This is a genomic window from Mesorhizobium sp. WSM4815, assembly GCF_055811575.1.
The window spans coordinates 293,712-312,627 of the sequence record NZ_JBVVQS010000099.1 but is presented as its reverse complement, the minus strand read 5'-3'; the positions used below and the strand labels follow the sequence as shown (position 1 = coordinate 312,627).

Here is an 18,916-nt window from a genome sequence, read left to right as displayed (position 1 = left end):
GTGCGGAACGGATCTTGCACAAAATCAACAGATCATGCGCAAAATCAAAGTGCGGCGCTGTAATGGATGATTTCAGCCTTTTGGATAGTTTGGGCCGTAGCCGTTCGGATAGTACCCGCCATCGCCACCGCTGCCGATGAGGAAGGCACTGCCGGTGGCAGCGCGCAGCCTTTGGCTGACATGATCGAGCTCAGCCAGCAATTGATGATATTGCGTGGCCGGCATCGTTCCATCTCGCGCGACCCTCTGCGCGGCCCGATCAAGTCGAGCGACCTGCGTGCGCAAGCCACGCGCTTCGTCCAGCTTGATGCTGTTCGCCTGCATGGCGCCTCGGATACCGGTATCCACGCTCTCTATCTGGTTGATCAAAGATGCCTCATGCGGGCCGGCGTCGGCGCCAGCAAACGGAACGGTGACGAGAAGTGCGGCGAGCGTTGCAGCCCTGAGGGTCTTGGGAGTGAAAGAGCGCATGTTGCGTCTCCTTTTACAGGGGAGGCGGCGATTGGGAGGGCCACCTTCCGGCCGTGGGCCGTCGGTTCCGTCGGGTCGCAATGGACGGCTCCACCGCCAGCGGTTCTCGGCCCCGTGACATAGCTAGGAGCGATCCTCGGCAAAGCGTAATCAAAAAAAGGTAATCTTTTCAGGCCTTGCTTGCCCGCATTGCCGCCCTAAATGCGGCGCCGCCTGGAGTCGGGGCGATCAGCGCTCGGTCAGTTTCAGCTCGATGCGGCGGTTCTTGTTGCGCGCGTCTTCGGTGTCGGCGGGGTCGAGCGGCTGGAATTCGCCGAAGCCAGCGGCAACCAGGCGGTTGGCCGGCACGCCGTTCTCGATCAGGAACTTCACCACCGAGGTCGAGCGCGCCGTCGACAATTCCCAATTGTCGCGGTAGCGGCCGGTGCCCGACAGCGGCTTGTCGTCGGTGTGGCCGTCGACGCGCAGCACCCAGTTGATCTCCGGCGGGATCTCCTTCTGTAGGTCGATGATGGCGTCGGCGAGCTTCTTCATCTCGTCCTTGCCGGCATCGTTGATCACTTCGGAGCCTGTCGGGAAAAGCACTTCCGACTGGAAGACGAAGCGGTCGCCGACGATGCGGATGTTCTCGCGGTCGGCGAGGATTTCGCGCAGGCGCCCGAAGAAGTCGGACCGGTAGCGGTTCAGTTCCTGCACACGTTGCGCCAACGCGACGTTCAGGCGGCGGCCGAGATCGGCGATCTTGGTGTTGGACTCGCGATCGCGCGCTTCCGACACGTTGAGCGCTTCTTCGAGCGCTCCGATCTGTCTGCGCAGCGCCGAGATCTGCTGGTTGAGGATTTCAACCTGGCTCAGCGCCTGCTGGCTGATCTGGCGCTGGTTGTCGAGTTCGCCCGACAGCGCCGTGGCCCGCTGGTTGGCGGCGTCGCCGGCACCGGCGCCCTGCGCCAGCAATTGCTCGAGCCGGCTCTTTTCCGCCTCCGACGCCGACAGCGACGCCTGCAAATTGGCGAGCGAATCTTCCTTGTCCTGCGTTGTCGAACGCTCCAGCGCCAGAAGCTGGGTCAGTTCGTTGATCTGCGAATTGAGGCGGTTGAGCACCGTGTCCTTGCCGGAGATTTCGCGGCCGAGCAGGAACTGCGCCAGCACGAAGACGGTAAGCAGGAACATGATCGCGAGCAGCAACGTCGACAGCGCGTCGACGAAGCCCGGCCAGTAATCGATACGGCGATCGGCACGCCGGCTCCTGGCGAGAGCCATGCTAATGGACTCCAGTCTTCTTCAAGGCGTCGGCGATCTTCTCCAGAGTGTTGCGCATCGCCTTCTGCTCGTCCGACTGGGCCTCGACCCAGTCGCGCATGATCTGCTGCTCCGAGCGCATGTTCTTGACCAGACCCGAAATGCCGTCGGCAAGGTTGGCCATGGCGGTGGCGACACGCGGATTGGCGCCACCGCCGCTCTCCTGCATGCTGCGCAGTCTTTCCGACAGGACGCGGATCTCGTCGGAGGACTCGACCCTGGGCGGTTCGGCGACGACGATGTCGGAGGACAGGTCGGTGACCGAGGACAGCCAGTTTTCGAGCTCGGTGTAGAAGCGTGTCTGGGCGCGGCCAGCCTGCAGGTCGAGGAAGCCGAGCACCAGGGAACCGGACAGGCCGAACAGCGAGGACGAGAAGGCGGTGCCCATGCCGGCCAGCGGCGCGGCAAGCCCGGCCTTCAGCGATTCGAGCACGGCGGCGGCATCACCGGTGCCGGGATCGAGCGAGCCGATGGTTTCGCGGATCGAGCCGATCGTGTTGAGCAGGCCCCAGAAGGTGCCAAGCAGGCCGAGGAACACCAGGAGCCCGACAAGATAGCGCGAGGTGTCGCGGCTTTCGTCGAGGCGGGTGGCGATCGAATCGAGCATGGTGCGCATCGAGCTGGTCGAGAAGGCGATCGTCGGCGAGCGGCCGATCATCGCCTTCATCGGCGCCAGCAGCACCGGTTCGGTGGTTTCGGAGCCGGCCCGAAAAGAGTTGACCCAGCGCACTTCGCGAAACAGCCGGCCGACCTGCGCGAAGGCCAGCAGGATGCCGACCGCAAGCACGCCGACGATCAGGCCGTTGAGCCCGGGATTGGTGGCAAAGGCTGTCGAGATCTGCCGGGTCAGGATGGCGGCGATGAAAGCGACGATCATCAGGAAGATGACCATGGTCAGGAGAAAGACCTGCGGGCTCGACAATTTGTGCGGATCGTACATCAGCACGTCGGAGCGCCTGCCCATGCCGAAGGATTTGAAAAAAGCCATCCGTGCCCCGTTTCCGATGCCGCCGCCGCCAATTCACGTTTGACGGCGACTCTAAACGCAATTGTGACCAAATTGAATGGCGCTTGGCAATATTGCCAAGCGGACCATTGCGTTAGAGCCGCTTGATGATCAGGCAGTCGACCATGGCAGCAAGATGCAAACCGGCGCCGGTGACGACAAAGCCGTGCCACAGCGCATTGTGGAAGCGCAGGCCTTTCCAGGCGAAGAAGATGACGCCGCAGGAATAGACGATGCCGCCGGCAACGATCAGCGCGATCGATGTCGCCGGCAATGTCTGGACGAGCGGCTCGACAAGAACGACGCCGCTCCAGCCGATGGCGAGATAGAAGACGATCGCCAGCCGGTCGAAGCGGCCGGGAAGAAGCACTTTGATGGCGATACCGATCGCTGCCGCGACCCAGACCAGGACGATCATCGAGACGGCCAGCGGCGAGCCGTCGAGCTGGGCGAGGAAAGGCGTGTAGGTCGCGGCGATCAGCAGATAGATCGCGGCATGGTCGAAGCGCCGCAATATCCACTTGGCTGGCGACGACACCGGCCACAGATTGTAGGCCAACGACACCGACAGCACGGTGAGCAGCGAAATCACGTAGAAAGCGGCGGCGATATATTCGCCCGGACCGGTATGGAAGGCAGCCAGCGCCAGCAGTGTCGAGCCAGCAGCAATGGCGAGCACGATGCCTACCGCGTGGACGATGCCGTCGGCGATCATTTCGGAGCGCGAATAGTGCCAGCGCCCCATGAACGGGATTTCGATCTGGGGTTTCGGGCCGAAATGCGTCATGAAGGATCCTGCAACCGCCTATTTGGGCGGATGCCGGACAGCATTTCAAGCTTTCGTTGCGGTTTTGCGACTGCGGCGGTTCAGCGCGCCAAGTCCGGGTTCATGCTTTTTCGGGATCATGGTCTAGCGCGGCGTCACCGGCTTCCTGACGGTCTTCAACAGCGCACGCTGGATGGTCTCGTTGCCGGCGACGATCGAGCCGCCATCCAGCATGTTCTGCCCGCCGGCGAAGTCGGAGATGAAGCCGCCCGCCTCGCGGATCAGCAGGATGCCGGCGGCGACGTCCCAGGCCGACAGGCCGGTTTCCCAGAACCCGTCCATGCGGCCGGCAGCGACGTAGGCGAGATCGAGCGAGGCGGAGCCGAGGCGGCGCACGCCTGAAACTTCGGCCATCACGTTGCGCAGCTCGATCAGGAAATTGCCATGCTGGCCGCGGCCGAGATGCGGCACGCCGCAGCCGATCACCGTGTCGATCAGTTTGGTGCGGCCGGCAACCCGCAGCCGGCGGTCGTTCATGAACGCGCCGCCGCCGCGCTCGGCGGTGTAGAGTTCGTCCATCGCCGGATTGTAGACGACACCGGCGACGATCTGGCCCTGGCGCTCCAGCGCGATCGAGATGGCGAAGAGCGGAATGCCGTGCAGGAAATTGGTGGTGCCGTCGAGCGGGTCGACGATCCAGCGGTGCTGGCTGTCGTCGCCTTCGATCAGGCCGCGCTCCTCCATCAGGAAGGCATAGCCCGGCCGCGCCTTCGACAGCTCGGTGAAGAGGATTTCTTCTGCCTTGCGGTCGGCCTGGCTGACATAGTCGCCCGGCCCCTTCATCGAGACCTGCAGGTTCTGCACTTCGCCGAAATCCCGCGACAGCGAGCGGCCGGCCTTCATAGCGGCCTGGACCATGACATTGAGGATCGCGGAACGCGCCATTGCTCTTCTTCCTGCCGCTGCGCCTATTTGCCTTGAGGCATGATCTTATCCAAAAAGTCTGCAACTTTTTGGGATGATGCTATTTGCTTTGAGAACATGATCTTGTCCAAAAAGTCTGCAACTTTTTGGGATCATGCCTTAGTCGGCGCGGCGCACATAAGTGATTTCGTTGGTGTCGACGATGATACGCTCGCCCGAGCCGATGAAAGGCGGCACCAGCACGCGAATGCCGTTTTCCAGCATCGCCGGCTTATAGGACGAGGCGGCGGTCTGGCCCTTCACCACCGGGTCGGCCTCGGTGATCGTCAGCGTCACCTGGTCGGGCAGCGAAATGCCGATCGGCCTTTCGTCATAGAGCTGGACCGTCACCATCATGCCGTCCTGCAGGAAGGCAGCGCGATCGCCGACGAAATCCTTTTGCAATTCAAGCTGCTCGTAGCTTTCGGTGTCCATGAACACCAGCGCTTCGCCCTGTTCGTAGAGGAAGGAGAAATCCTTCATCTCCAGTCGGATCTGCTCGACTGTCTCGGCCGAGCGGAAACGCTCATTGAGCTTGGTGCCGTTGATCAGGTTCTTCAACTCGACCTGATTATAGGCGCCGCCCTTGCCTGGTTTGACAGCGTTGGTTCTGACCGCCACCCACAAGCCGCCATCGTGCTCGATGACGTTGCCGGGACGGATTTCGTTGCCATTGATCTTGGCCATGATGATGTGATCCGGAATGAGATTTTCGCGACGAAAGCGATTTGGCGCCTCCAAGACCACAAATCGCCAGGAGAGGCAAGCGATTGGGCAAGAGGGGGAGTGGACAGCAGGGGGAGCGGGCAAGGGGTGGCATGAGAGGAGTGGGGGGGGCGGAGCCATTCCCTCGTCAGCATCCGCTGCCCGATATTCACTGTCCGCGACGCTTTACGGCAGGCGGTTGGCCTTCTGCAGCAACCGCTTGGTCTGGTCGTCGGTCAGGCCCTGCAGAAAATCGTCCATCTCCGGATCGATCAGCCCGGCGCGCCGTGCGACGACGTACCAGGCGCCGGCAAGGATCGGATCCGGATCGGTGCCGATGCCGGCCATGTAAAGCTTGGCGAGGCGGTTCTGGGCGGCGACATTGCCGCCCTCGGCGGCCTGTTTCATCCAGCCGAAGCCGGACTTCAGGTCGCGGGCGCCACCGCGTCCCTCGATCATCCAGGCAGCGAGATCGATCTGCGCCGTATCGTAGTTCTGCCTTGCTGCCTGCGCCAGCAGGCCGCGCGCCTGGGCATCGTCGCGCAGCTTGCCGCCGACGCCATTGGCATAGACCTGCGCCAACGCATATTGCGCGTCGGCAAGGCCGGTCGCGGCGGCGCGCTGATAATAGGACACGGCCTTTGCGATGCCGGCATCGCCGGGGTCCTGCCGCACCAGCAGCTGCGCGAAATTGAACTGCGCCAGACGGTTGCCGGCCTCGGCGGCGGCCTGCATCAGCGCGTAAGCCCCTTTCTCGTCCTTCTTGACGTAGCGGCCGTCGAGCAGCATCAGCGCATATTGGAACTGCGATTCCGGTATCCCCTGCTCGGCGGCAAGCGCGTACCACTTGGCCGCCTCCGCCGCGTCGACCGGCACGCCAAGGCCGCGCGACAATATCTCGGCGATCAACGTCTGCGCCGCCGGATCGCCGTTCTGGGCGCGAACCAGAGCGAGGTTGTAGGCCGTCTTGTAAAGGCCGCGCTGGAAGGCGCCATAGGCAGAATCCGACGGCTTTGCACCGAAGCGGTCGGGATTAATGGCGTCGGCCGACGGCAGCGGCGCCGTGGTGGCGGGCTGCGGCAGCGGCGTGGCGATCGGCTTGTCCGTGCTTGCAGCGGTGTCGGGCTTCGGTTGCGGCAATGGGACGGTTTCCGCCACGGCGACCTGCACCGTGAGCTGCGCAAGCAAAGCACCAAAAAGGATTGTCGGCGCGGGCACGTCAGTCCTCGAAACGCGGCGCGGTTTCGTCGAGCAGCGCGTTGGCGCTGGCGACTGCCATCTTTGGGTCGATGCCCTCGGCAAAGACGGCGCTGGACAGCGCCACGAATTCGGCGCCGGTGGCAGCCACCGCTTCCACCGAAGTGATGTCGGACCCGGCCATGACGATGCAAGGGATCTGGATCACATCCGCCCACCATTGCCCCAGCGACAGGTTGCGTGGGTGCGGCTCCGGCTTGTTGTCGTAGCCGAAGCGGCCGAAGAAGATGTAGTCGGGCCTGAGTTCGCCGAGTTCCAGCGCATCGTCGCGAGTCTTGGCGCCGCCGGTGCCGACCATCATTTTTTCCTGGAAACGCTCGATCGTCTCGGCGAGTTCGGCCTTGCCGGCCTCGACATGAAGGCCATCGGCCTGGACGCGGCCGGCGATGCGGGTGTCGCCGGCAATGATGACAGCGATGCCTGCCGCTTGCGCCGCCGGCACGATCTGTTCGGCGAAGGCCTGGAAGGAGGCTTCGTCCATGTCGTTTTCGGGCAGGATCAGCGAGGCGACGTCGCCGCCCTCGAACGCCGCGCCGATGTGCTCAGCCGGCATGCCGGGCGGCGCGATCAGCACGATGCGGCAGCGATTTGGAGGCGTTGCGTCGTTCATTGGTTTTTGACCCCGGTTTTCGCCTATGCCGGGCGAAGATGGTTGCATTGCGGCATAGAGCAAAGTGCCGGCCTTGAACAGGCGGGCGGCCAGGACCGTTGGCGCATGATTGTCGCACGGCGACGTTGTTGCCTCACTTGATTGGCTGGGTGCTCTCGGCTGGGGTCTTCGATTTCCACAGCGTCCAGCCAAGATTCATGCCGGCGGCAGCGATCAGGATGGCGGCGCCGCCGACCATCTGGGCCGGATGCAGCCGGTGGCCGAAGGCGACGACATCGACCAGGATCGCGACCACAGGGTAGATGAAGGACAGCGACCCCTGCAGATAGGTTGGCAGTTTCTGAATGGCGCCGTACATCAGGATGTACATCAGGCCGGTATGGACGACGCCAAGCGTCGCCAGCATGCTCCAGCTCCACACGTCGGCGGGAAGGTGGGAAAGGTTGGCGAAGGGTGCCAGGATGACGACGCCGACGCAGACCTGGATGAGGGCGATCAGGTGCGGCGACGTGCCTTTGAGCTTCTTGGTGACGATGGCGGCGACGGCCCAGAAGAAAGCCGCACCCAGCGCCATCGCGATGCCGATAAAATAATCCGTGCCGACATTACCTGTATTGGGGCCTGCATCGGAGCCGGCATCAGGCGAGCCTTGCACGATCAGCAGCATGCCGGCGAAGGCGATGCCAAGCCAGGCCAGCTTTGTCAGGGTCAGCCGCTCTGGGAAGAAGAGCGCGCCAAAGCCAACCAGCATGAAGGGCTGCGTGTTGTAAACAGCCGTGGCGATCGAGATCGAGGCGCGGGAAAACGAGCTGAACAGCAGCAGCCAGTTGATGACGATGGCCGCGCCGCCAAGGGCCGCAATCGCCACGATGCGCAGTGACAGCGTACCGCGCAGCAGCCCCAGGGCAGCGCAGATGATCAGCAGCGTTATAGCGCCGAAGGCGCAGCGCCAGAAGACGACGTTCATGATGGGCTCGCCCGACATGACGACGAACCATCCGATCGTTCCGAGGATCACCATTGCGGCCGTCATTTCGACCGTGCCACGCACCGTGCTGTCCATGAATACTGCCTCTCGAAACGCTGATGGTTGATAATCCCATGCCACATCAGCGCTTTCAATAATTTGCGCCGGGTGATATGCCCGTTATGCCTAATTAAATAAGGTGAAGATGGCCTTTTCCTTGGAAATGTCAAATGCTGGACGATCTGGACCGACGCCTTCTCGAAAGTCTGATCAAGGATTCGCGAACCTCATTGAAGGAACTGGCCCAGCAGGTTGGACTGTCATCGCCGAGTGTCGCGGAACGCCTGCGTCGGCTGGAGGATCGTGGCGTTATCAGGGCCTTCACCGTCGAAATCGATCCCCAAGCGCTCGGCTACACTTTGCAGGCGATCGTTCGCATCCGGCCCTTGCCGGGCAAGCTGCATATTGTCCAGAAGCTGATCGAGGAGATTCCGGAATTTGGCGAATGCGACAAGGTGACGGGCGACGACTGCTTTGTTGCCCGGCTGTTCGTGCGCTCGATCGGCGACCTCGACAAGCTTCTCGACCGTATCGCCGACAAGGCCGAAACGAGCACAGCCATCATCAAGGCGCAGCCGATCCGCAGGCGCCCGCCGCCACTCGGCGCAACTGCCTCCTCAAAACCGTGACAGACCTCAGCGCGAACGACCACAGCGTCGTGTGCGCATTTGCAGTCGCGGCGCGAAGGTTTATCGGCTATTCCAGCGTCTGCACGCTTTCCCTCCAACTGCTCCCCGCCGATGTCAGGCCTGCTTCTCGATCCGTGGTTCTATGCCGCCGCCATTCCAGCCGTCATCCTGGTCGGTCTGTCCAAGGGCGGCTTTGGCGGTGCGGTCGGATTCGTCGGCGTGCCGCTGATGGCGCTGGCCATGCCGCCGGTGCAGGCAGCCGCCATCCTGCTGCCCATACTGTGCCTGATGGACATCGTCTCGGTTTGGACATGGCGGGGTGTCTACGACCGCAAGATGCTTGCGGACATGATGCCGGGCGCGGTGATCGGCATCGGCCTCGGCTGGCTGACCGCGGCGCTGGTGACAGTGGAAATGGTGCGGCTGATCGTCGGCGCCGTGGCAATCATCTTCGTGCTTCGCTGGGTCTATCTACAAATGCGGCACGGTGCGCGCCACTCAGCCGAGCCCAACCGCGCGGCTGCCGCCTTCTGGGGGACGGTCGCCGGCTTCACCAGCTTCGTCGCCCATGTCGGCGGCCCGCCGTTTCAGGTCTATGCGCTGCCGATCCGGCTCGATCCGAAAGTGCTGTCGGGCACCGCCGCAATCTTCTTTGCTGCCACCAACGCGTTGAAGCTCATCCCCTATTTTGCGCTCGGACAGTTCGACACCACCAACCTGATCGCATCGGCGGTTCTGGTGCCGCTGGCGCCGCTCTCGACCATCGCCGGCGCCTGGCTGGTGCGGCGGATGCGACCGGAACTGTTCTACCCCTTCACCTATGCGACCGTAGCGGTCGTCGCGGTCAAGCTCCTGTGGGACGGGACCGCCGGCCTTTTCTAGATTGCCAGCCGGTTGGAAGCCGCCGGCAGCCGAGCCGTCAGCAGCGTTGTTTCGGAACGATGGTGCGCGGGAGACGGCTTTGCTCGGCGTCCTGTGAGACACGGCCGGAAGGGAACCGCTCGAGGATTGCGCAAGCGCGTCCCGCCGTTTTCGGCTATTGTGGCAGCGCCGGGGAAGGGTCGGGCGCGATGCGACATCGTCCAGAAACATTGCCGATGCTAATGCGCCGATGCCGGGGACCGGTGGCGGGGCGACCGCCTGATCTCAACCCATTCCCATGACGGGAAAAGGCAAATCGGGGCACACAATGCAAAAGGTAGCACGAAACTTCTTCACGCTGGCCGTTGTCTACGCACTGGTCGGAATGGCGCTCGGCCTGCAGATGGCGATCAGCAAAGATCATGCGCAGATGCCAACCCACGCCCACATCATGGTGGCCGGATGGCTGATGTCGGCGGTGTTCGCCTTCTTCTACCATCTGTTTCCGGCAGTCGCGGAAAAGACGCTTGCCACCGTGCATTTCTGGTTGACGGCAATCAGTGGCACCGGCCTGTTGATCGGCCTTTACATCATGCTTGCCGGCAACCCGGCGATCGAGCCGCTGGTGGCAACATCCTCGATGGGCTTTTACGCGGGGCTGCTGCTGTTTGCTTATATCGCGCTGCCGGTGGTGTGGAAGGCAGAGCGGCATGCTGAGACGCAAAAGGCCTGAGTGCAAAGGTCTAGGCCCCCAAAAAGCCTGGAGTTATTGTGCTGTTACGGCACAGGGGGGCGACGCTTGTTCAAAAAATATCCACGCTGTTAAGGCTTCATTAAGCTTTACGGGCGTTTACTATGCGCATCCAGTGATCTGGATTCTTACCGAGTGGTTGGAGCCACTTTGTTTGACGCCTCCCTGTTAAACTCCTGAGAGCCGCCTTATCCGCGGCTCTTTTTTTTCGGCAATCCGGATTGCCGGTCGCCCGTGCCGCTGCGCCGCCGTTAACCGTTTGTTAAACATGTGCTTGCCTTCACCGGCGGCGAAGCGCATTTTCAAGCCTCGGTCATATAGGGTGCAGGCGTGACGGCGATGACGCCGATTCGGCCGGCTGTAAGGCAAGTGCAGGGCGTATCGATGAACGATCCTTCGATGGGAAGCGCGAAAACCATCAAGCTGGCGGAGCGCCGGGTTTTCTCCCAATCTTTCAAGCCGCTCTACCAGGAAGGCATGGGCCTGGTCGAGCAGGCGGCCGAATATCTGGACGGCAAGGGCCGGGCCGAGGCGAAGAAACTGTCCAGGCTGGCGGCGACGCTCTATGCGGCCGAGTCGATGCGACTGACCACGAGGCTGATGCAGGTCGCCTCATGGCTGCTTCTGCAGCGCGCCGCGAATTCCGGCGAGATGACTCGCGATCAGGTTGCTTCCGAAAAATCCAAGGTGCGTCTCGATACCGCTTCCGCCAACAACGATGCCGCAGGCTGGGTCGAGTTGCCCAAGGATTTTCTTGACCTCATCGACCGCTCGCTGCGCCTGCAGGCGCTGGTGCGTCGCATGGACGAGGAAATCTACGGCGGCGCCGTGGCCGAGGCCGCTCCATCCGGCCGCCGCATCAATCCGGTTTCCGACCAGATCACGCTGCTCAACACGGCTTTCGCCCGCGGCTGAGAGACTGCTCGATAATTCTCCGCTAAACGCCAGGAGCGTCCTTTTGTGGGCCAATCCTCAAATCGTGTTTGGGCCGAAATGGGGCCGCAAGCCGCCGGGCTGGTTTCGAGCATAATTGCGCAAACGCGCCATTTACGCGCTCACTAGTCCCCATACTGCCCAGTGGCAGGCTAGACAGGCACTAGATCTTGCATTGCCCGGTAGGATAGCCAAACCTGTGCCCGAGTAGCGCGACCGGTCATCCGTTGAAGGCAAGATCAATAACGACGTCCGGATCCACTCGTCGCAGGATGCGATCGACGCGATCAAAGCATTGCCGAGGCGACGAGCACGGGTAGAATTGACGCGGACAGCATCGAACATCTGCGGCGCTGTTTCAAACCTCTGGTCCAGCCCGCATAAGGGGGTGCAATGACCGAGCATCGAATCTATTCCATGAGCTTTGCCAGCGTCTATCCGCACTATGTCGCCAAGGCGGAAAAGAAAGGACGCACCAAAGCCGAGGTTGATGAGATCATCCGCTGGCTGACGGGCTACACCCAGAAGCGGCTGGACGCCCAGCTGAGGAAGAAAACCAGCCTGAAGGATTTCTTTGATCAGGCGCCTCAACTGAATCCTTCTCGGAATTTGATCACGGGGGTGATCTGCGGTGTCCGGGTGGAAGACATCGAAGACCCGCTGATGAAGGAAATCCGCTACCTCGACAAGCTGATCGACGAGCTTGCCAGGGGCAAGGCGATGGAGAAGATCTTGCGGAAATGACGCGATCGCACGATCGCATCAACCGCGATCCGTTTCAGATCGGATACCTGAAGAACGCCGTTGGCGACGGTCGCGACGGCATCGACAACGATGGACACAACGAAATTCGACATCGACACAGGGCGGCTTCGGCCGCCCCGTTTGATGGCAACGGATGACGTTCACGGCTCTGTAGCACGGCGGCGACGAGCCCGACACGATGTCGCAGGCATATCCACGCGACGGGCAGCAAGGGCCGTCGCCGGCTCTATGTTCCCTTTACGATTCTCGGCTTGATTGGTCGGCGAGGTTGAGCCGCACTTTCAAGGGCCAAGGCCAGCCGTTTCTCGTCTTCGAGGGCGCGATCGACTGCCTCGATTTCCTCTTGGAGCTCCTTTAGCTTGGCTCCGTAGCTGGAGCCGTCGCTGTCCCCGATCTGAAAGCCGCTTGCCCGCATTGCGTCGCGGGTATGGTGCACGTTACGGACTCCTTCGCGTCGAGTCGCGACCAGGATTTCCCTGAACTCTTCAAGACGTTCAACGTGATTGCGAGGCATTGCGTTCTCCTATTTCGTCGTCATCGGCGCTGGCGGCGATTCAGCAGGGTTACAACTTACGGCGCAGAAGGTTTAGGCGACTCTAAGAGATACGCTCGACAAAGCATGAATGCGAAAGCTCAAATTTGATCGTCTTGCCGGTATTGCCACAAAGTGGAGCGGGAGGAGGAAATTGGCTGAAACCCGACCGATCACCGACCAGGTGCCAGACACTTCGGCCGAGCGCGTCAGCTGCTCGGCGCTTGCCGGTTCTGCCCTCTTCCTGCACCCAGCCCTGACCGCTCGTGATGATAAGCATCTGGCCTGCCTGGCCAGACCGTCCGCGCGGCGGCCAGTGGATACGGCATCGCCTACGTCCCGGAGAACATCGTCGAGCAGCACATCGCACGTGGCAAGCTGGTTCAGCTTCTGGACGATTGGTCGCCGCTTTTTGAAGGCTATTTCCTCTACTATCCGAGCCGTCGTCAAAATCTTCCCGCGTTCAAGGTCATCGTCGATGCGCTACGACATCGGAATTGAAGCGAGGGGATCTACGCGCGGCTCACGGACCCAAATGTCCGCTCCGCTTCGGTTCTCGCAAACCACGCCGTCTGTCTCGTCAGAACGAATTCTCAAACAGCCTGTGGGACGCAGCAGAACCTGTTTCTGGTTTGTTCACATTTCGCTGGCATCGCTGTCCGCCACGGGTAGACTTGGCGGATGGGGGAAACGATTCGCATCATCGGCATCGATCCGGGGCTGAGGCGCACCGGCTGGGGCATCGTCGAAAGCCTCGGCAACTCGCTGCGCTTCGTCGCCTCCGGCACCGTGCGTTCAGACGACAAGGCGGCGCTGGCGACACGGCTTTGCCAGTTGCATGACGGGCTTGCCGAGATCCTGCACGCCGCCATGCCGCACGAGGCGGCGGTTGAGCAGACATTCGTCAACAAGGATGCGGCCGCGACCCTGAAGCTCGGCCAGGCGCGCGGCATCGCCATGCTGGTGCCGGCGCTGGCCGGCCTGGTCGTTGCCGAATATGCGCCCAACGCCGTCAAGAAGGCGGTGATCGGCGTCGGCCATGGCGACAAGAAGCAGATCCATTTGATGGTCAAGGTGCTGATGCCGAAGGCGACGTTCGACACCGACGATGCCGCCGACGCGCTGGCCATTGCCATCTGCCACGCGCATCACCGGCAGAGCGTTGTCTACAGGTTGGCGGCGTTGACGGGATAATCTTGTTCTTGACTTGTTCTCGGAGAGGCCGTAAGTAATACCTGTGAGGTATTACCATGCGGGTGACAACCAAAGGACAGGTGACGATCCCGAAAGAGATACGGGATCGCCTGGGCATTGGCCCAGGCTCGGAGGTGGAGTTCTTGCCGACCGAGGACGGCGTCCGTGTTGTTGCGGTCAACGAAAACATTTCCGAAGAAGAGGCCTCTCGCAAATTCAGCCACTTGCTCGATCAAATGGCCGGTACGTTGGATCTGGGAGGGATGACGACGGACGAGTATATGGAGTGGCTGAGGGGTCCACGTGAAGATCTCGACATTGATTGACACGAATGTCCTGATCGACGTTTGGGGTCCGGCCGGACGGGAGACGAAGTGGTCGGCGTCGGCGATCACCGCATGCCGGCGCGAAGGCGCACTCGTTATCAACACAATCGTCTGGTCCGAACTGGCGCCGCTGATAGCGACGGAGGCGGCCCTTCGTAAAGCAGTCGAGACGCTCAAGGTGGAACGCGAACTCCTGCCTTGGGAAGCGGCATTCCTTGCCGGGGTCACGCATTGCCGCTATCGCCACGCCGGCGGTCTACGCGAACGAACGCTGCCGGATTTCTTTATCGGAGCCCATGCGGTTGTCGCTGGACATCGCCTGCTGACGCGCGACGCGGCGCGCTACCGCAGCTATTTTCCGGGTCTCGATATCATGTCTCCGGAAAACTACCCATGAGGCCCCTTTATCCATGAAAATCTTGGCATGATCGGCAAGCTAAAATGATCGGCAAGCTAAAAGGCACGGTGGACGAGATCGATGAGGATTTCTGCATCATCGACGTGCACGGCGTCGGCTATGTCGCCCACTGCTCGACGCGCACGCTGGCCGCCTTGCCGGCCCCCGGCGAGGCGGTGGTGCTGTTTATCGAGACCTATGTCCGCGAAGACATGCTGCGGCTGTACGGTTTCCAGTCGGTGCTGGAGCGTGAATGGTTCCGGCTGTTGATGAACAATGTGCAGGGCGTTGGCGCCAAGGTGGCGCTGGCCATTTTGTCGACGCTGGCGCCGGCCGATCTCGCCAATGCCATCGCATTGCGGGATATTGCCATGGTCAGCCGCGCGCCCGGCGTCGGCAAGAAGGTGGCCGAGCGCATCGTCACCGAACTGAAGAACAAGGCGCCGGCCTTTGCAGGCGCTGCCTCCGGCACCATCGGCCTGAAGCAGGAGCTTGGCGAAGGCGTCGCGCCGGCGCCGATCACCGACGCCGTCTCGGCGCTGGTCAATCTCGGCTATTCGCGCGATACCGCCGCCAATGCGGTGGCGGCGGCGCTGAAAAGCGCCGGCGAGGACGCGGATGCGTCGAAGCTGATCCGCTTCGGGCTGAAGGAACTGGCGCGGTGAGACCGTTGCCCGAGAAATAAATTCCGACTAGGAACAAGAGCATGGGCAGATATGCGGGCTTGACCTCCAGGGGGCAGCTTACGATTCCAAAGAAAGTCCGGGACGCGTTGTCGCTCAAGGCGGGCGATACGGTTGCGTGGACGGTCATGGACGGTCTTCTGATAGGAACGCCGCGCAATCTTAGATTTGCCGACCTTGCCGGATTTCTGGGCAATCCGCCCGGCGGGCCTGCCACGCTGGAGGAAATCGACGCCGCGCTAGGGGATGCCGTCGGTCGCCACGCCGCCGGCGATCGCGATGGAAGTGGGCGCGCCTGATGAGCCTTTCGCCACGCCTCATTGCTCCCGACAAGCGCGGCGAGGACGCCGAGCAGACCTTGCGTCCGCAGACGCTCGGCGATTTTGTCGGCCAGGCGGCGGTGCGGGCCAATCTCAAAGTGTTCATCGAGGCCGCCAAGGGCCGCAGCGAGGCGCTCGACCATGTGCTGTTCGTTGGCCCGCCCGGCCTCGGCAAGACGACGCTGGCGCAGATCATGGCACGCGAGCTCGGCGTCAATTTCCGCTCGACCTCCGGTCCGGTCATCGCCAAGGCCGGCGATCTCGCAGCACTGCTCACCAATCTCGAAGACCGCGACGTGCTGTTCATCGACGAGATCCACCGGCTCAACCCGGCGGTCGAGGAAATACTCTATCCGGCGATGGAGGATTTCCAGCTCGACCTGATCATCGGCGAAGGGCCGGCGGCGCGTTCGGTCAAGATCGATCTTGCCCGCTTTACCCTAGTCGCTGCCACCACCCGGCTCGGCCTTTTGACCAATCCGCTGCGCGACCGCTTCGGCATTCCGGTCCGCCTCAATTTCTACTCGGTCGAGGAACTGGAGCAGATCGTGCGCCGCGGCGCCCGCATCCTTGCCATGCCGCTCGGTGACGATGGCGCGCTGGAGATCGCGCGGCGCGCGCGCGGCACGCCGCGTATCGCCGGCCGGCTGTTGCGCCGCGTGCGCGATTTTGCCTCCGTCGCCGGCGACGGTCACGTCGACCGCCAGATTGCCGACGAGGCGCTGACGCGGCTTGAGGTCGATGCGCTCGGCCTCGACGCGCTCGACCGCCGCTATCTCTCGATGATCGCTCGGAATTTTGGCGGCGGGCCGGTCGGCATCGAGACCATCGCGGCAGGGCTTTCCGAGCCGCGCGACGCCATCGAGGACATCATCGAGCCCTATCTGATCCAGCAGGGTTTTATTCAGCGCACGCCGCGCGGCCGCGTGCTGACCGCCAATGCCTGGCGGCATCTCGGCCTCGATGCGCCGAAGGACCTGGCGCAGCAGCAGATCAGCCTGTTCCAGGAAGAGTAGCCGCGCGGCCTTGCGGCTCCATTCCTGCGCAAAATGTCCTAATCCTGGTCAGCTTGCCGGCGCATTTGCGGGCTCTAACGCTTCGCTGTGGGACTGTCGGTTCCACGAATGACGGGGTTGAGCGATGATCACCAGACGCGGCTTCCTGCGCCTCATCGGCGGTTCCTTCCTATCTGCCGTGTCGCTCAGCGCTTATGCGGTTGGCCTCGAGCCGATGCTGCTGACACATGTAAAGCGCTATTCACTGACCCCGCCAAACTGGCCTGCAGGATTGCGGCTTCGCGTCGTCGCTCTCGCCGATATTCATGCCTGTCGGCCATGGATGACGCCGGAGCGGATCAGGTCGCTTGCCGAACGGGCGAACAGCCTGCAGCCGGATCTGATTGTCCTGCTTGGCGACTATGCAGCCGGCACACGCCTGGTTACGGACTGGGTGGGCTCCTCCGAATGGGCGCCGGCATTGTCAGGCCTGAAGGCGCCACTCGGGGTGTGGTCAATCCTTGGCAATCACGACTGGTGGGAGGACCTTTCCGCGCAGAAGGCCGGGTTGGGGCCGACGGTGGCGCGCCGGGCGCTCGAGAGCGCCGGCATACCGGTCCTGGAAAACGATGTGGTGCGCCTGGAAAAAGACGGGCATGGCTTCTGGGTCGCCGGACTTGCCGACCAACTTGCGCTGCGGCCGGGCAAGGCCTGGAGCCGCAGCAGGTTCAAAGGACTGGACGATCTGCGCGGCACGCTGGCAAAGGTAAGCGACAAGGCTCCTGTTATCCTGCTGGCACATGAGCCGGACATTTTTCCGAAGGTCCCATCACGGGTATCGTTGACCCTTTCGGGTCATACCCATGGTGGACAGGTGCGGTTACTCGGCTATTCTCCGGTCGTGCCATCCCGCTTCGGCAACCGTTTTGCCTATGGCCATGTCGTGGAGGAGAACCGCAACCTGATCGTCTCCGGAGGCCTCGGTTTCAGCATCCTGCCGGTGCGTTTCGGGATGCGCCCAGAGATTCTTTCGATCGACCTGGGTTCAGCACTTCAATGAAGTGACCTGATCGCGTCCATCACATCCGGCTCGGCCTTGTCGCCGTCGAAAGCGTCGACGATGCCGAAGGCGCCGCCATAGCTCCAGACCGACCATGCGAAGCCATGGGCTTCGGCGCGCGCGATCATGTCCCTGGCATAAGCGGCACGGTATTCGGCCGGCATCACGTAGGCATTGCCGTATTCCTGGCGGATCATGCCGAATTCGCCGAGCGTGATGTTCTCCGGCTTTATCCCGTTGGCCTTTGCCCAAGCCTCGACCCTGGTGAACGGCGCATCCATCGTCTCGCGCAGCTCCTCGTCGGTGTCCAGGCTGGCGACCTGCTCGTCGAGATAGGCAAGCAGGCCGCTCTGGCGCGCCCATGGCGCCTCGGCCTTGATCCTTGCGCGGATCGTATCGAGCGCAGTATCCAGCTGGGCGCGCGAGACGGCGCTGAGCGGATAGGGCAGGCCGGTGACATAGGGGATGAAGTCGCCGGCCCAGGTCGCGCCCTGATGGGTCAGCAGGAAGGGGTCGTAGGAGTGAAAGGTCCAGATGATGTTGTCGTCGGGGATCGCCTTCGGATCGATCTTTGCCAGCGATGCCGCATCGGAATAGCAGGCGCCGGTCAGGATCAGGGTGAGCCTGGTGGCTGACGAACGCGCCGCCGCGAACAGTTTCTGCTGGCGCTCCGGCCACAGGCCGGCGCCCTCGGCGTCGCAGTCGATGACCGGCTCGTTCATCAACTCGAAAGCGACCTGGCGCGGATCCTCATCGGCCAGCGTGCGCGCCATCCTGCGCACCATTTCGACATAGGCGTCGAACATTTGTGGATCGTCCATCACCTCGCCCATGCCGATCTTGCGGCTGCTGCCGCTGGGGATCAGATGCATGTCGACGATCACCTTCAGCCCGGCGCGATTGATCATGCGCACCGAGGCCAGCACGCTGGCATAGAGGTCGTCGCGCAGCGCCAGCGTCTCGCCGGACAGGAACGGCGACGGATCGACCGGCATGCGCAGGAAATCGAAGCCGGCGCTCTTCAGCGCCTTGAGGTCGTCGTCGTTGAGGAACTTGCGCCATTCGGGATAGGGCAGGATTGCCCGCCGGTCGCCCCATTTGTCCTCGCCCGGCCATGTCGTCCATTGGTCGAGATTGAGGCCGCGCTTCATCATAAAGCTCGCCGCCTGGCCCGGCGGCACCAGCGCGGCCAGCGCAAGCAGCGCTGCCATCAAGGTCTTGATCATCGCCGTCAACAGTGCCATCGGGTTCATGCGCCAAGTTAATGCGTGTCGCCCAAAACTGTGTAGCGGTTTTGGGACAACGACGCGCCCGGAACCTGAACCGCGTCGCGCTTTAGGTGCCCGGCCAGGCCAAAAAAGGAAAG

At 62.4% G+C, this 18,916-nt stretch carries 24 protein-coding genes and 1 pseudogene; 13 read left to right on the top strand and 12 right to left on the bottom strand.

The genetic code is table 11. The features are described from left to right. Window positions 1–72: 72 nt before the first annotated feature. The 9 genes from AC0L2B_RS24765 to AC0L2B_RS24725 form a co-directional block, all read right to left on the bottom strand. Window positions 73–471, bottom strand: coding sequence for a hypothetical protein (locus AC0L2B_RS24765; RefSeq protein ID WP_473747168.1), 399 nt, complete (start codon window positions 469–471; stop codon window positions 73–75). A 228-nt stretch (window positions 472–699) separates the two neighbouring features. Beyond that, window positions 700–1,731: a peptidoglycan -binding protein gene (locus AC0L2B_RS24760; RefSeq protein WP_023800005.1), complete on the bottom strand. Its 1,032-nt coding sequence runs from the start codon at window positions 1,729–1,731 to the stop codon at window positions 700–702. 1 nt (window position 1,732) lies between these two features. Continuing rightward, window positions 1,733–2,758, bottom strand: coding sequence for a MotA/TolQ/ExbB proton channel family protein (locus AC0L2B_RS24755; protein WP_473747167.1), 1,026 nt, complete (start codon window positions 2,756–2,758; stop codon window positions 1,733–1,735). Window positions 2,759–2,870: 112 nt separating this feature from the next. Then, window positions 2,871–3,563 (bottom strand): PAQR family membrane homeostasis protein TrhA, encoded by a 693-nt coding sequence (trhA, locus tag AC0L2B_RS24750; RefSeq protein WP_473747165.1) that lies wholly within the window; start codon window positions 3,561–3,563, stop codon window positions 2,871–2,873. Window positions 3,564–3,686: 123 nt separating this feature from the next. Then, window positions 3,687–4,487: an inositol monophosphatase family protein gene (locus tag AC0L2B_RS24745; protein WP_023800002.1), complete on the bottom strand. Its 801-nt coding sequence runs from the start codon at window positions 4,485–4,487 to the stop codon at window positions 3,687–3,689. Between the two features lie 138 nt (window positions 4,488–4,625). After that, complete coding sequence (efp, locus tag AC0L2B_RS24740; RefSeq protein ID WP_023800001.1) at window positions 4,626–5,192, bottom strand: elongation factor P; 567 nt, start codon at window positions 5,190–5,192, stop codon at window positions 4,626–4,628. A gap of 204 nt (window positions 5,193–5,396) precedes the next feature. After that, a complete protein-coding gene (locus tag AC0L2B_RS24735; protein WP_473747164.1) occupies window positions 5,397–6,428 on the bottom strand; it encodes a tetratricopeptide repeat protein in 1,032 nt (343 codons plus the stop codon). A gap of 1 nt (window position 6,429) precedes the next feature. Further along, window positions 6,430–7,077, bottom strand: a complete 648-nt coding sequence (locus AC0L2B_RS24730; protein WP_473747163.1) for a thiamine phosphate synthase — start codon at window positions 7,075–7,077, stop codon at window positions 6,430–6,432. A 133-nt stretch (window positions 7,078–7,210) separates the two neighbouring features. Beyond that, on the bottom strand, window positions 7,211–8,140 hold the full coding sequence (locus AC0L2B_RS24725) for a DMT family transporter (RefSeq protein WP_473747162.1): 930 nt from the start codon (window positions 8,138–8,140) through the stop codon (window positions 7,211–7,213). A gap of 134 nt (window positions 8,141–8,274) precedes the next feature. On the opposite strand from AC0L2B_RS24725, the gene AC0L2B_RS24720 reads away from it, so the two are divergent. The 5 genes from AC0L2B_RS24720 (at window position 8,275) to AC0L2B_RS24700 (ending at window position 12,022) form a co-directional block, all read left to right on the top strand. Then, complete coding sequence (locus tag AC0L2B_RS24720) at window positions 8,275–8,733, top strand: Lrp/AsnC family transcriptional regulator (protein ID WP_091593435.1); 459 nt, start codon at window positions 8,275–8,277, stop codon at window positions 8,731–8,733. Window positions 8,734–8,844: 111 nt separating this feature from the next. Continuing rightward, window positions 8,845–9,615 (top strand): sulfite exporter TauE/SafE family protein, encoded by a 771-nt coding sequence (locus AC0L2B_RS24715; protein ID WP_473747160.1) that lies wholly within the window; start codon window positions 8,845–8,847, stop codon window positions 9,613–9,615. A gap of 307 nt (window positions 9,616–9,922) precedes the next feature. Beyond that, window positions 9,923–10,327: a hypothetical protein gene (locus AC0L2B_RS24710; protein ID WP_091593430.1), complete on the top strand. Its 405-nt coding sequence runs from the start codon at window positions 9,923–9,925 to the stop codon at window positions 10,325–10,327. A 402-nt stretch (window positions 10,328–10,729) separates the two neighbouring features. Then, entirely contained in the window at window positions 10,730–11,260 is a 531-nt protein-coding gene (gene rcdA / locus AC0L2B_RS24705) for a protease adaptor protein RcdA (protein WP_091593429.1), read from the top strand. Window positions 11,261–11,671: 411 nt separating this feature from the next. After that, window positions 11,672–12,022 carry a DUF2200 domain-containing protein gene (locus AC0L2B_RS24700; RefSeq protein ID WP_473586171.1) on the top strand — a complete coding sequence of 117 codons (351 nt, stop codon included), beginning with the start codon at window positions 11,672–11,674 and terminating at the stop codon, window positions 12,020–12,022. 247 nt (window positions 12,023–12,269) lie between these two features. On the opposite strand, the gene AC0L2B_RS24695 is transcribed toward AC0L2B_RS24700, so the two are convergent. Both AC0L2B_RS24695 and AC0L2B_RS24690 read right to left on the bottom strand, forming a co-directional pair. Further along, window positions 12,270–12,557: a hypothetical protein gene (locus AC0L2B_RS24695; protein ID WP_473512272.1), complete on the bottom strand. Its 288-nt coding sequence runs from the start codon at window positions 12,555–12,557 to the stop codon at window positions 12,270–12,272. 82 nt (window positions 12,558–12,639) lie between these two features. Beyond that, window positions 12,640–12,855 (bottom strand): hypothetical protein, encoded by a 216-nt coding sequence (locus AC0L2B_RS24690; RefSeq protein WP_473747158.1) that lies wholly within the window; start codon window positions 12,853–12,855, stop codon window positions 12,640–12,642. Between the two features lie 20 nt (window positions 12,856–12,875). Here AC0L2B_RS24690 and AC0L2B_RS24685 point away from each other — a divergent pair. The 8 genes and pseudogenes from AC0L2B_RS24685 to AC0L2B_RS24650 all read left to right on the top strand — a co-directional run. Next, a pseudogene (locus AC0L2B_RS24685) lies at window positions 12,876–13,076 on the top strand (LysR substrate-binding domain-containing protein); the annotation flags it as partial. 180 nt (window positions 13,077–13,256) lie between these two features. After that, complete coding sequence (gene ruvC, locus AC0L2B_RS24680) at window positions 13,257–13,769, top strand: crossover junction endodeoxyribonuclease RuvC (RefSeq protein WP_473747156.1); 513 nt, start codon at window positions 13,257–13,259, stop codon at window positions 13,767–13,769. Window positions 13,770–13,825: 56 nt separating this feature from the next. Further along, window positions 13,826–14,095: an AbrB/MazE/SpoVT family DNA-binding domain-containing protein gene (locus AC0L2B_RS24675; RefSeq protein WP_473747154.1), complete on the top strand. Its 270-nt coding sequence runs from the start codon at window positions 13,826–13,828 to the stop codon at window positions 14,093–14,095. Continuing rightward, a complete protein-coding gene (locus tag AC0L2B_RS24670) occupies window positions 14,073–14,492 on the top strand; it encodes a type II toxin-antitoxin system VapC family toxin (protein ID WP_473747153.1) in 420 nt (139 codons plus the stop codon). Before AC0L2B_RS24675 ends, AC0L2B_RS24670 begins: the two co-directional genes overlap by 23 nt. 44 nt (window positions 14,493–14,536) lie before the next feature. After that, window positions 14,537–15,157 carry a Holliday junction branch migration protein RuvA gene (gene ruvA, locus AC0L2B_RS24665; protein WP_473747151.1) on the top strand — a complete coding sequence of 207 codons (621 nt, stop codon included), beginning with the start codon at window positions 14,537–14,539 and terminating at the stop codon, window positions 15,155–15,157. Window positions 15,158–15,198: 41 nt separating this feature from the next. Continuing rightward, on the top strand, window positions 15,199–15,474 hold the full coding sequence (locus AC0L2B_RS24660) for an AbrB/MazE/SpoVT family DNA-binding domain-containing protein (RefSeq protein WP_091593420.1): 276 nt from the start codon (window positions 15,199–15,201) through the stop codon (window positions 15,472–15,474). After that, window positions 15,474–16,511: a Holliday junction branch migration DNA helicase RuvB gene (gene ruvB / locus AC0L2B_RS24655; RefSeq protein WP_027152903.1), complete on the top strand. Its 1,038-nt coding sequence runs from the start codon at window positions 15,474–15,476 to the stop codon at window positions 16,509–16,511. The genes AC0L2B_RS24660 and ruvB overlap by 1 nt, the downstream gene beginning before the upstream one ends. Window positions 16,512–16,635: 124 nt before the next feature. Next, on the top strand, window positions 16,636–17,550 hold the full coding sequence (locus AC0L2B_RS24650) for a metallophosphoesterase (RefSeq protein WP_473747149.1): 915 nt from the start codon (window positions 16,636–16,638) through the stop codon (window positions 17,548–17,550). On the opposite strand, the gene AC0L2B_RS24645 is transcribed toward AC0L2B_RS24650, so the two are convergent. Continuing rightward, window positions 17,544–18,794 carry a glycoside hydrolase family 5 protein gene (locus AC0L2B_RS24645; protein ID WP_473747148.1) on the bottom strand — a complete coding sequence of 417 codons (1,251 nt, stop codon included), beginning with the start codon at window positions 18,792–18,794 and terminating at the stop codon, window positions 17,544–17,546. The genes AC0L2B_RS24650 and AC0L2B_RS24645 overlap by 7 nt on opposite strands. Between the last annotated feature and the right edge of the window lie 122 nt (window positions 18,795–18,916).